Source organism: Rahnella sp. CJA17(1/100) (assembly GCF_963881615.1).
Classification (GTDB): Bacteria; Pseudomonadota; Gammaproteobacteria; order Enterobacterales; family Enterobacteriaceae; genus Rahnella; species Rahnella aceris.
In genome coordinates this window covers 273,544-286,359 of record NZ_CAWOJA010000055.1, presented here as the reverse complement: position 1 = coordinate 286,359, position 12,816 = coordinate 273,544, and the positions used below count along the sequence as shown (strand labels likewise).

General features: G+C 52.9%; 10 protein-coding genes. 4 read left to right on the top strand and 6 right to left on the bottom strand.

Annotation, left to right across the window (positions count from 1 at the left end):
- Positions 1 to 27: 27 nt before the first annotated feature.
- Entirely contained in the window at positions 28 to 1,029 is a 1,002-nt protein-coding gene (locus tag AACU55_RS20320) for a zinc-binding alcohol dehydrogenase family protein (RefSeq protein ID WP_037033476.1), read from the bottom strand.
- A 100-nt stretch (positions 1,030 to 1,129) separates the two neighbouring features.
- On the opposite strand from AACU55_RS20320, the gene AACU55_RS20315 reads away from it, so the two are divergent.
- Complete coding sequence (locus AACU55_RS20315) at positions 1,130 to 2,038, top strand: LysR family transcriptional regulator (protein ID WP_013577089.1); 909 nt, start codon at positions 1,130 to 1,132, stop codon at positions 2,036 to 2,038.
- Positions 2,039 to 2,102: 64 nt separating this feature from the next.
- On the opposite strand, the gene ettA is transcribed toward AACU55_RS20315, so the two are convergent.
- From ettA to AACU55_RS20300, 3 genes are all read right to left on the bottom strand, one after another.
- Complete coding sequence (gene ettA, locus AACU55_RS20310) at positions 2,103 to 3,770, bottom strand: energy-dependent translational throttle protein EttA (RefSeq protein WP_015690481.1); 1,668 nt, start codon at positions 3,768 to 3,770, stop codon at positions 2,103 to 2,105.
- 203 nt (positions 3,771 to 3,973) lie between these two features.
- On the bottom strand, positions 3,974 to 4,654 hold the full coding sequence (gene rcsA / locus AACU55_RS20305) for a transcriptional regulator RcsA (protein ID WP_037033474.1): 681 nt from the start codon (positions 4,652 to 4,654) through the stop codon (positions 3,974 to 3,976).
- A gap of 323 nt (positions 4,655 to 4,977) precedes the next feature.
- Complete coding sequence (locus tag AACU55_RS20300; RefSeq protein WP_134705990.1) at positions 4,978 to 7,716, bottom strand: cation-transporting P-type ATPase; 2,739 nt, start codon at positions 7,714 to 7,716, stop codon at positions 4,978 to 4,980.
- 596 nt (positions 7,717 to 8,312) lie between these two features.
- Here AACU55_RS20300 and sltY point away from each other — a divergent pair.
- A complete protein-coding gene (sltY, locus tag AACU55_RS20295) occupies positions 8,313 to 10,232 on the top strand; it encodes a murein transglycosylase (RefSeq protein ID WP_205960131.1) in 1,920 nt (639 codons plus the stop codon).
- 56 nt (positions 10,233 to 10,288) lie between these two features.
- Entirely contained in the window at positions 10,289 to 10,624 is a 336-nt protein-coding gene (trpR, locus tag AACU55_RS20290; protein WP_013577084.1) for a trp operon repressor, read from the top strand.
- Positions 10,625 to 10,647: 23 nt separating this feature from the next.
- Here the strand turns inward: trpR and yjjX are convergent, their stop codons facing one another.
- On the bottom strand, positions 10,648 to 11,181 hold the full coding sequence (yjjX, locus tag AACU55_RS20285) for an inosine/xanthosine triphosphatase (RefSeq protein WP_013577083.1): 534 nt from the start codon (positions 11,179 to 11,181) through the stop codon (positions 10,648 to 10,650).
- A gap of 51 nt (positions 11,182 to 11,232) precedes the next feature.
- Between yjjX and gpmB the strand changes: the two genes are divergently transcribed.
- Complete coding sequence (gene gpmB, locus AACU55_RS20280) at positions 11,233 to 11,880, top strand: 2,3-diphosphoglycerate-dependent phosphoglycerate mutase GpmB (protein ID WP_013577082.1); 648 nt, start codon at positions 11,233 to 11,235, stop codon at positions 11,878 to 11,880.
- Between the two features lie 12 nt (positions 11,881 to 11,892).
- Here the strand turns inward: gpmB and robA are convergent, their stop codons facing one another.
- Positions 11,893 to 12,756, bottom strand: a complete 864-nt coding sequence (gene robA, locus AACU55_RS20275) for an MDR efflux pump AcrAB transcriptional activator RobA (protein WP_013577081.1) — start codon at positions 12,754 to 12,756, stop codon at positions 11,893 to 11,895.
- Positions 12,757 to 12,816: the final 60 nt, after the last annotated feature.

Genomic DNA, 12,816 nt, shown 5'->3' with positions numbered 1-12,816 from the left:
GGCTTTTCTTTTAAAGCGGCATCGTGCTTAGAAGGCGACGACGACTTTACCTTGCATATGGCCGTCGAGCACTTTGGCGTGGGCGGCTTCGATGCTTTCCACTGTCAGGCCAGAAAGGGTTTCACTCAGTGTGGTTTGTACTTTGCCTTCATCAACCAGCGCCGCGACCTGCTTAAGAATTTCGCCCTGTTCGGCAATATCCGGTGTGGTAAACATGCTGCGGGTGTACATCAGTTCCCAGTGCAGTGCGGCACTTTTCAGCTTCAGTTTATTCATATCCAGCGGATGTTCATTTTCAACGATGGTACAGATGTGGCCCATCGGTGCGATCAGATCAGAGATCGCTTCCCAGTGACCGTCGGTGTCATTCAGGCACAGAATGAAATCCACCTGTCTGATGTCGTGTTTGGCCAGTTCACCTTTCAGATCTTTATAGTTCACGGTCAGATCCGCACCGCGATCCAGACACCATTGTGCGGATTCCGGACGCGAAGCGGTGGCAATAACTTTCACTTTGCTGCGCAGTGACGCGAACGGGATCGCCAGTGATCCCACGCCACCGGCCCCGCCGATGATCAGCAGGGTTTTATCGGCAGACGCGTCCTGGATTTTCAGGTGCTCGAACAGTGCTTCCCAGGCGGTCAGCGTGGTTAGCGGCATGGCAGCGGCTTCAGCCCAGTTCAGGCTTTGCGGTTTGACGGACACAATACGTGAGTCGATCAGTTGTTCTGTCGCGTTGCTGCCGGAGCGGGTGATATCCCCGGCGTACCAGACTTCATCACCGGCTTTGAAGTTTTTCACTGCGCTGCCGACGGATTTGACGATGCCGCTGGCATCCCAGCCCAGCACTTTTGGCGCGTCCAGACCGCTTTTCTGCACGCCTTTATGCACTTTGGTATCGACCGGATTGATCGACACGGCTTTCACTTCCACCAGCAGGTCGTAATCCTTCGCGACGGGTTGTGGCAATTCAACAGCAATAAAATGGGCCGGATCTTTCGGGTTTACGGCAATAGCTTTGATTGTCATGTTCTCTCTCTCCGTTAGGTATACAGACAGTCTAGTCCTCCGGCGGGAAGCTGATAAGATGGACAATAACTAACAAAGTGTTCGTCTGAGGTGAACAATCATGTTTAAACAGTTGCAGGATATGGCATTGTTTGCGCTGGTGGCGGAGTGTGGCAGCTTCACACAGGCCGCAAGCCGCGCAGGATTGCCCAAATCGAGTGTCAGTCATCGCATCAGCCAGCTGGAGAAATCCGTCGGCCTGCGGTTGCTGAACCGCACGACGCGACAGCTTAATCTGACGTTCGCCGGTGAACGCTACCTGATCCACTGTCAGGAGATGATGCAGGCCAGCGAACGGGCAGAACTGGCGATCCGCCGTTTACGCGATAACCCGAGCGGACGGCTGCGGATCACCAGTCCGGCGGGTCTCGGCGCGACGTTGCTGGCGCGCATGAACGTTGAGTTTCAGAAGCGTTATCCCGATGTGTCGCTGGAAGTCTCCGTTTCCGATGCGCTGGTCGATCTGGTGCAGGAAGGGTTTGATATCGCGCTGCGTACGGGTAAACCACAGGATTCCTCGCTGATTGGCCGCGAACTGGGGCACAGCCCGCGTTACCTGCTGGCTTCACCGGCGTATCTGGCGCAGCATCCGTCGCTGGATTCGCCGCAGCAACTGGCGTCGCATCACTGTATCGCGCACCGGGCGTGGTCGGAATGGGTGCTACATCGCGGCGACACCTGGCACCGCTGGCTGCTGCCTGCGGCGCATACCACCGACAATTTGTTGTATGCGCGGGAATGCGCGCTGGCAGGCGCAGGTATCACGCTGTTACCGGCATTTTTATGCCATGACGAAGTGGCGAAAGGCACACTGGTGCGCGTGTTACCGGAATGGGAAGCGGAAGGGAATGATCTGTATCTGGTCTATCCGGGACGAAAACTGAATTCTCCGGCACTGGCCTGTTTTATTGAGTTTATGCTGGAAGAATATGGCTTTGCGAAGAGTTACAGCGAGGCGCTGGCAGGCTAGATTTCAGTGAATTGAAGGCATAAAAAAGGCCCGTTTCCGGGCCTTATATTCAGGCGAAAGACGATTACTTGATCATCTTTTTGTACTTGATGCGCTTCGGCTCTAACGCTTCGGCACCTAAAGTACGTTTTTTGTATTCTTCGTATTCGGTGAAGTTACCTTCGAAGAATTCGACTTTACCTTCATCCTGATAATCGAGGATGTGCGTCGCGATACGGTCGAGGAACCAGCGGTCATGGGAAATGACCATCGCGCAGCCAGGGAACTCCAGCAAGGCGTTTTCCAGCGCGCGCAGGGTTTCGATGTCGAGGTCATTGGTCGGTTCATCGAGCAGCAACATGTTACCGCCAACCTGCAGCAGTTTTGCCAGATGCAGACGGCCACGTTCACCACCGGACAACTCGCCAACGCGTTTGCCCTGATCAACACCTTTGAAGTTGAAGCGGCCCACATAGGCGCGGCTTGGCATTTCAGTGGTGCCGATGCGCATGATGTCCTGACCACCGGACACTTCTTCCCATACGGTTTTGCTGTTATCCATGGAATCACGGAACTGATCCACAGAGGCCAGTTTCACGGTGTCACCCAGCTCGATGGTGCCGCCGTTCGCTTCTTCCTGACCTGACATCATACGGAACAGCGTGGATTTACCGGCACCATTCGGGCCGATAATGCCGACGATTGCGCCTTTCGGGACGGAGAAGGACAGGTCGTCGATCAGAACGCGATCACCGTAAGACTTGCTCAGGTTTTTCACGTCGACAACTTTGTCGCCCAGGCGCGGACCCGGTGGAATGAACAGTTCGTTGGTTTCGTTACGTTTCTGGTATTCGGTGTTGTTCAGCTCTTCAAAGCGTGCCAGACGTGCCTTGCCTTTAGACTGACGGCCTTTCGCGCCCTGACGAACCCACTCCAGCTCTTTCTCAATAGACTTACGACGGGCCGCTTCAGAAGACGCTTCCTGCGCCAGACGTGCATCTTTTTGTTCCAGCCAGGTGGAGTAGTTACCTTCCCACGGAATACCTTCACCGCGGTCAAGTTCCAGGATCCAGCCTGCCACGTTATCGAGGAAGTAACGGTCATGGGTAATCGCCACAACGGTGCCTTCGAAGTCATGCAGGAAGCGTTCCAGCCATGCCACGGATTCGGCATCCAGGTGGTTGGTCGGTTCGTCGAGCAGCAGCATGTCCGGCTTTTCGAGCAGCAGGCGGCAAAGTGCCACACGGCGGCGTTCACCACCGGACAGGTTTGCCACTTTCGCATCCCAGTCCGGCAGACGCAGTGCATCGGCGGCACGTTCGAGCTGGCTGTTCAGGTTATGGCCATCATGTGCCTGAATGATTTCTTCCAGCTTGCCCTGTTCGGCCGCCAGTTTGTCGAAATCAGCGTCCGGTTCGGCGTACAGCGCATACACTTCATCGAGACGTTTTAACGCGCCAACGACTTCAGAAACGGCTTCTTCCACGGACTCACGCACGGTGTGTTCCATGTTCAGTTGCGGTTCCTGCGGCAGATAACCGATTTTCAGATCTGGCTGCGGACGTGCTTCACCTTCGATGTCAGTATCGATACCGGCCATGATGCGCAGCAGCGTGGATTTACCTGAACCGTTCAGACCCAGAACACCGATTTTGGCGCCAGGGAAGAAACTCAGGGAGATGTTCTTAAGAATATGACGCTTCGGCGGAACAACTTTGCCGAGGCGATGCATGGAATATACGTATTGAGCCACGTTGTTTTGAGCCTCTTTCTCTGCGGGCCGCGCGCTGTCTGCGAAGGGCAGGCGCTGCGGCAAATTAAAGCCAGCCCCGCCTGATTGCGGCATGACTGATAAGGGTTCCGACTGCGAAGTTTAGCGTGTTTCAGTCGGGTTCCCAACCATCAGGTTCACAGTAAGGCAAGAATGTTGCTGGCGGGCGGCAGGTGGCGGAGAAATCAGCCGAACGGAATGGTGAATTCATCCGTTTCGCGGTCCGGGCGCAGTGGCTGAGTACGCCCGACAAACATCCCGGATGTCAGAATATCGGTGAGTTTAACAACATGATAAATAGCCTGTTTATTCTGAGTTTTTACTTTGCGCTTGATATTGCCTTTGTGTGACGCCACCGTTTTTTGCTTGATATTCAGGTGCTGAGAAATGATTTGCGTGTTCAGCCCCGACATCCACATTTTCAGAATACTGGATTCAGTCCGGCTCAGGCTGACCGGCGTGAGATCCAGCGGTTGTTCCGTTTCTGCCGAGCGCGCCAGCAGCAGGTTATGGGCAATCAACTGATAAATAGTGGCTGTCCGGATGGATTTTGACAAAATAATGATGTTTTTACGGATCGGCACATAGTTCTGATAATTCAGGTTTTCCTTGGAAATGAAAACAAAAAAAAGCGTACCGGGATGCGCGTCGATCACCTCCCGCAGAACGTGACCTGATTGCGCATCAGACGTAAAGCAATCTTCATTCACGAAGATGATTTCAGGCGTCAGGGAATTGCATGTCGCTTGCAGTTCGTCGATGTCCTTAAGCGAAAGAATATCTTTCGGATGTTGTCCGTTTAATTGCAATAGCGAATGCAATGCCAGCTGTGTGTAATAGCACTTATCTACAATGAGCGATGACATTGTGTGTTACCTGTTTGTTGGCCTTTGTTTGACTGCGGTACAGCCAGAGAGCTCGTTTTTATAAAACTGATCGTATAGCGATGGGGCATTCCCGTAAAAGTTGCCGGACGCTGGCAAAACTAACATTGCTGTGAGAAGGGATGCCCCTGGAGAGAGTAATAAGGCGGTAAAGAATTGATGTAAATCAGCAGAATGGGCTTTGGGACGTTTTGTGAGATCTTTGAGACGAATTGAGCGGGGAAAAGACTAAAGTTTCAGAATTGTGACGTTTTTTATGTGAAAAAGCCAGGTTACACAAGGTAACCCGGCATAAGCATAAATCGTCAGACTTTCTTGCGGATGAAGCGGTTAACCAGCCATTTCTCGATTTCGACGATCACGAAGATCATCGCGCCAACCACCAGCGTGATCCCCCAGAATTTCAGTGGCATCGGCACGGTGCCAAACAACTGGTTCATGACTGGCAGATAAATCAACGCCAGTTGCAGGAGCAGCAAGACACCGGAAACAATCCATAACCCTTTGTTGACGAACACTTCGCGCGTCAGCGGGAAACGGTCCATTACGCGGCAGTTAAACATATACACCCACTGCGCGGTGACCAGCGTCTGTAACAGCACGGTACGGATCAAATCGCTGCTGTAACCACGCGGTTGCATCCAGGCTTCCAGCACAAAGGCACTGCAGGCAATCAGAATACCCACGAAGGCGATACGCCAGACAGCATGCAGGTCGAGGACGTGCTGACCCGGCGCGCGCGGACGGCGCCTCATCATGCCTTTCTCACCCGGCTCAAAGGCCAGACCGAAGGACAGCGTGGTCGACGTTGCCATGTTCATCCACAAGATCTGAACCGGCGTCAGCGGGATGACTGCCCCGGCCAGAATGGCCAGGATAATCAGCAGTCCCTGCGCGAGGTTAGTCGGCAGAATAAACAGAATGGTTTTCTTCAGGTTGTCGTAAACGCGACGACCTTCCCTGACCGCGCTGGCGATGGTCGCGAAGTTGTCATCGGTCAGCACCATGTCAGCGGCTTCTTTGGTAACTTCGGTGCCTTTGATCCCCATCGCGATACCGACGTCAGCCTGTTTCAACGCGGGCGCATCGTTGACACCGTCACCGGTCATTCCGACCACTTCACCGGTATCCTGTAACGCTTTTACCAGCCGTAATTTATGCTCGGGACTGGTACGGGCGAAAATATCATACTGGCTGGCGGCAGCGGCCAGTTCTGCATCATCCATATGCTCGAGCTGGTAACCGGTGATGGAATCACTGCTGTTGCCAATCCCTAACATTTTGCCGATGGCCATCGCGGTTTCCTGATGGTCGCCGGTGATCATCTTCACGCGGATCCCAGCCTGCTGACACTGGGCAATCGCATCAATGGCTTCCGGGCGAGGGGGATCCATCATGCCAGCGATACCGACAAAAATCAGATCCTGTTGCAGATCGCTATGGTTCAGGTCGCCACCGATTTCCGGCTCATCTTTCAATGCCGCAGCGACCATGCGCAGACCCTGACGGGCATAGCGCGCCATCTCTTCTTCCCAGTATTCCCGGCGGAAAGACTGCACGCCGTTTTCGGTCAGTTCAAACGAGGCTAAAGAGAACAGTACGTCCGGTGCGCCGGTCACGAACAACCGGGTTTTGCCGTTGATGCGTTGCAGCGTCGACATGTATTTGTGTTTGGAATCGAACGGGATTTTATCCAGCGGCTCGACTTTGCCGGTATTCAGGTTTGATTTCGCCGCCAGTACTTTCAGTGCGCCGGAAGTCGGCCCGCCGGTAATGCCCCAGTGGCCTTTATCGTCCTGCATCAGTTGGCTGTCGTTGCATAAATCAACTGCAGTGATGAAGGTATTGAGCACCGGTGTATGAGTGACATCAATCTGTTGCCGGGTTTGTGCGTCAACAATCCGGCCTTTAGGCTGATAGCTTTCGCCTTCAACCTGATAAACGCGGTCTGCCAGAATGACGGCTTTCACGGTCATTTCATTCATGGTCAGCGTGCCGGTTTTATCCGAGCAGATAACCGTCATGGAGCCGAGTGTTTCGACTGTCGGCAGCTTGCGGATAATGGCGTGATTACGCGCCATCGACTGCACGCCAAGGGAGAGAATAATCGAGATAATCGCCGGTAAACCTTCGGGAACCGAAGCCACGGCCAGGCTAATCAGCGACAACAACAGTTCGCCCAATGGCATATCGCGCAGGATAAAGGCGAAGACAAACAGGAACGCCATCATCAGCAGAATCAGGGCGAAAATGCCTTTGCCCAGTTTGTCGATTTGCTGCAACAGCGGGGTGCGCTGCGGCGTAATCGACGACATCATCTGGTTGATGTGACCCAGTTCGGTGTCTTTACCTGTGGCATAAACCACACCGGTTGCGGTGCCGCCACTGATCATGGTGCCGGAGAACAGCAGGTTGTGGCGGTCGCCGATCATGACTTCATCGTCAATGACCTGTGCGTTTTTCACCACCACGGTGGATTCACCGGTCAGAATGGCTTCTTCGACCTGCAGGTTATGCGCGCTGACAATGCGCAAGTCCGCCGGGATTTTATCTCCCGGGCGCAACTGCACGATATCACCGGGCACCAGCTGGTCGGCATTGATGGTTTGTATCTGTCCGTCACGCATGACAACTGCCTGACTTGACAGCATATTCTGAATGCTTTTCAGCGATTTCTCAGCGCTGTTTTCCTGCAAAAAACCGATCAGCGCATTGATGACGGCCACGCCCAAAATCACCAGCGTGTCCACCCAGTGTCCCATGGCACCGGTCACGATGGCAGCCGCGAGCAGGATATAAATCAGGACATCATTGAAGTGCGCCAGAAAACGCATCAGGGCGCTTTTGGCGGCTTTTTCCGGTAAGGCGTTCGGGCCATATTCTTTCAGACGCTCGCTGGCATCGTGCCGGGTCAGGCCATTCTCGCCAGTTCCCAGACGCTGCATGGCGTCGTTACCACTAATCTGATACCAGTTTTTGTTTTCTGTCGCGACAGAAGAAGAGGGGCTGGCATTCGTTTTTACAGATGAAGTTGAGTGAGTCATATACTTTTCCATAAGCCATGAACTGCGCTGCTATTAATATTTCAATCCTGACGGCGAAATAGTGAATATCAAAAAATCAATTTTACAATAGGGTGTGATCATAATTAATTATCTGTGAATAAATTTGATCTGAGCCAATAAATACTTTTTTTGTATCAGCATTAATAGATAAATTGCTTTAAAAACAGATGGATAAGTCCTTTGGGAATTTCGGTATTAATTACACTTCATTTAGGGTTTGTTTAGGAATTAAATATCTAAGTAAATTGAAGTAAGTAAATCTCAGTTTTGTCAGCGTGGTTATTTTGGTAGAAATGGTAAGGGTGCTATCTATTGGCGTTTTACCGGGCAATACCCGCTAATTAATTGCGGATATTGAATTCTGAGAAATTATTCCCGCCGCCACGTTCTGTGACAGAAAATAGATCTGCCGCTGTCTGGTAACTGTCCGTCGCTTGCACCACACTGTGTAAAGTTTGTGATGCTGTCCGCACATCGCTTCAATTTTAAAAATGAATCGATTAGCGTAGTGGCTGTCTACAGAATGCAAAACAGTTTCGGCACAACCCGTGAGGATAAAGGTAAGTATGGTCAAGGTGGACAAATGGCACTCTCTGGCAATGAGCGTGTTGCTGGTAACAGTATCGGGCGTGGCGAAAGCTGACTCGCTGGACTCGCAACGCCAGCACTATATGCAGATTAAACAGGCGTGGGATAACAATCAGTTGGACGTCGTCAGTCAGCTGATGCCCACGCTGGAAGATTATCCGCTTTACCCTTATCTGGAATACCGGCAACTGACGCAGGAACTGGGCGATGCCACGCCCGCGCAGGTGAATGCCTTTATTAAAGCCAACCCGACATTGCCGCCTGCGCGTTCCCTCCCGGCCCGCTTTGTGAATGAGCTGGCGCGTCGTCAGGACTGGAACAGTTTGCTCTCTTTCAGCCCGCAGCCGCCGAAACCGGTCGCTGCACGTTGCAACTACTATTACGCCAAATGGGCGACAGGCGATCAGAAAACCGCGTTTGATGGCGCGAAAGATATCTGGCTGACCGGCACGTCACTGCCGAATACCTGCGACAAGCTGTTCTCCGTCTGGCAGGGCGCAGGCAATCAGACTGCATTGACTACGCTGCAACGCATCGGCCTGGCGATGAAAACCGGCAATACGAATCTGGTGAACTTTCTGGCGAAGCAGTTACCGCCGGATTACCAGACCATGCGCGATGCGCTGCTGGATTTACAAAATAACCCGAATACCATTGAAAGCTTTGCGCGCAGTGTCGGGCCGACTGATTTTACCCGCAATGCCACCAGCATTACGTTTGCGCGTATCGCCCGTGATGATGCGGAAAATGCCCGTTCGATGATCCCCGTTCTCGTGCGTCTGCAGAAGATGAGCGACAGCGAACGTCTGGATCTGGAAGAAGCGGTCGCCTGGCGCTATATGGGCAGCGACGCCACACCGGAACAGGCGGCATGGCGCGATAACGTTATTCTGCGCAGCCATTCCACCACGCTGGTGGAGCGTCGGATTCGTATGGCGCTGGCCGCCGGTGATCGTCAGGGACTGAGACAGTGGCTGGATCGTTTACCTTCGGATGCCCTGCAGGAAGATGAATGGCAGTACTGGCGTGCGTCAGTGATGATCGACAACGGTCAGCGCTCACAAGGTGAAGCGATGCTGCGCACATTAATGAAAGGGCGTGGATTCTATCCGATGGCCGCCGCGCAAAAGCTGAATGTCGCTTATCCGATGCAAATTTCTGTGGCTGCGAAGCCTGATGCCAGTATTGCGAAATTGCCGGAAGTCGCCCGCGTTCGTGAACTGATGTACTGGCAGATGGACAATCTTGCACGCACTGAATGGAGCTATCTGGTCAGCAGTCGTTCTGAATCTCAGCAGTCGGCACTGGCGCGTTACGCTTTCGAGCAGAAATGGCCCGATCTCAGCGTGCAGGCGACCATTACCGGCAAGCTTTGGGATTATCTCGAAGAACGTTTCCCGCTGGCCTGGCCGGATGAATTCCGCCGTGCGACCAATGACAAAGGCATCACGCAAAGCTACGCGATGGCGATTGCCCGTCAGGAAAGCGCGTGGAACCCGAAAGCCCGTTCGCCGGTAGGAGCCTCTGGTCTGATGCAGGTGATGCCTGCGACAGCGCAGCATACCGTGGATATGTTTGGTTTGCAGGGCTATAGCAATCCGGCGCAACTGCTGGACCCGCAAATGAACATCACCATCGGTACCAGCTATCTGGAATATGTCTATCAGATGTTTGGCCGCAACCGTATTTTATCCAGCGCTGCTTACAACGCCGGGCCTTCCCGTGTGAATACCTGGCTGGGCAATAGCGCGGGCAGGGTAGATTCGGTCGCGTTCATTGAGAGTATCCCTTTCTCCGAAACTCGCCGATATGTTAAAAATGTGTTGGCATATGATGCATTTTATCGCTATTTTTTACATCAACCGGCCAAGATTTTGACGGATGCCGAATGGCAGAGGCGTTACTGATCCCGTATCGTTTATGATAAGCTGCTGTACTAGTTTAATAGTATGGCAGCCCAATCATGAATCAACGACCCATCACTGACCCTGCTCTTTCCCAACAAGGCAATGAGGACTGGCAGTGCTTTCTGGCACTGCTACAGCAATCTTTTGCTGAAAATCTGCATCAGGATCTGCTGCAACTGCTTCTGACGCCCGACGAACGTGCGGCGCTGGGAACGCGGGTACGCATTATTCAGGAGCTGATGCGGGGAGAGATGAGTCAGCGCGAACTGAAAAGCCAGCTGGGTGCCGGTATCGCTACGATAACCCGGGGATCTAATGGCCTGAAAACGGCTCCGGCAGCGCTAAAGGATTGGTTGAGCGGGCAACTGCTGGCAGACAAAACGGGCGAATGAAGTGCCCGTTTCAGTCTGAAATTTTAATGGGTCTGGGCGCGGGTTTGATAAACCGGGTTATGAAAAGGCGCTAAAGCCAGCACCAGTGCCTGATGATAAACGCTGGTGCGGTTCAGTTTCCCGGCGGTAAAAATGCCGATGGCGCCGCCTTTACGCTTCACCTCTGCGATACCCGTCAGTTTTTCCATTTCATCCCCCAATTCACTGCCCTGGTTGATCCCCTGTAAAATGATTTCAGGTAACATTAAACTGGCTGAACGTGATTCGCCGCGCTGGTGCATATTCTCAATCACCATCCAGGCGAATGTCATATTGTCTTCGATACCCGCTTCCACGCCGACCCAGAAGTCTGCTTCGGGACGAACCTGACGCGCACCGATTACACGATGGCGTGCCCCGGTACGGGTTTCATTACTGCCAATAGGTTGATTTGGAACACCACTGTCGACATCAACGCCTTCAATGCGAAATGCCTCAGCGCCGAAAATGTCTTCAAAAGCCATGGCGATAGCTTTGATTTTTGCCGGGTTAGTGGTTGCAGCGACAACATGATACATAGAGTTTTAGCATCCTTTAGCAAATTTCACGCAGTATAACGGAAAACACTCATGTTACAGGTATATCTCGTCCGTCATGGCGAAACAGAATGGAACGCCGCCCGCCGTATTCAGGGGCAGTCAGACAGCCCGCTGACGGCTAAAGGTCTTTACCAGGCCCGTCAGGTTGCTGAGCGCGTGCGTAAAGAAGGGATCACTCACGTTATCACCAGTGATTTAGGACGTACCCGCCACACGGCGCAGATTATCGCTGATGCCTGCGGGTGTGAAGTGATCAATGAGCCACGTTTGCGCGAACTGCACATGGGCGTGCTGGAAGAACGTATTCTGGATGGTCTGACGGAGCAGGAAGAAATATGGCGTAAGCAGATGGTTGATGGTTCACCCAAAGGGCGCATCCCCGAAGGTGAAACGATGACTGAACTGGCCGTGCGTATGCGTGCCGCGCTCGACAGCTGTCTGGATTTACCGGCGGGAAGCAAGCCGCTGCTGGTCAGCCACGGTATTGCGCTGGGCTGTCTGATCAGTACGATCCTCGGCTTGCCTGCGTATGCGGAACGCCGTCTGCGCCTGCGTAACTGTTCGCTGTCGCGTGTTGATCACCAGCAAAGCGCCTGGCTGGCAAATGGCTGGATTGTGGAAACGGCGGGCGATGTCTCACATCTTGATCTGCCCGCGTTAGACGAGTTGCAACGCTAACGCCAGAAGGCGTTAGCGGCGGATTGGGATCAGGTAATCACACTGTATTTCGGTTGGCGCAGTGCCGGGAGCATGGCCATTCGTGTAAAAGCGTTCGATATCCTGTCCCTTTCTGCGGGTCAGTTTCAATGTTGGCAGACAGGTGCTGTACAACGTCAGAATAAATTCCTGCAAACGTTCCGGCGTGCCATTGTAGTGGAACATGGCATATTCACCGTGCTGCAACACAATAGGCTGACCTTCAACGTTTTCCGGCAGGTGCTGAGCTTCCAGCGCTGTCGTGTACAATACTTCCTGCTCGTCATCTTTCTCCTGGCTTGGACGTGAATGGTGCAGGCCATAAAGAATTGGCGGCAGCGTTTTCGCTTCCCCAATGTATTGACGCCAGAAGTGACGACGCATCTCGTTGCGGTACGTGGTGATTTGCTCCAGCGTACATGAATAGCTTTGCGTCATGCCTATCAGATGCTGTTCTGGTAATGAGACATACTCGGGTTGCGGCAGAATGAATGCACCCAGTCGGATAGGCGGACAAATACCAAACGAATGCCAGTCTTCAGCACGACGATACAATGCCGGCGTTTGTGCGAATTGTTTTTTGAAAGCCCGGGTAAACGTTTGTTGGGAGTCAAAACGGTACTGAAGGGCGATATCTAATATCGGGCGACTGGTGAGACGCAAAGCGACAGCCGCTTTCGACAGGCGGCGGGCACGAATATAAGCACCAATGGCATTATTCGTGACGTCTTTAAACATGCGCTGCAGGTGCCACTTGGAATAGCCGGCCTTGGCTGCGACATTGTCGAGTGACAAGGGCTGGTCTAAATGGGTTTCTAACCAGCTAAGAAGGTCACGAATGATTCCTGCTTGATCCATAGATCGTCCTCGTTGAACTAAGATAAATGCACAGAATGATGGGCGGCATAATAGCAACTT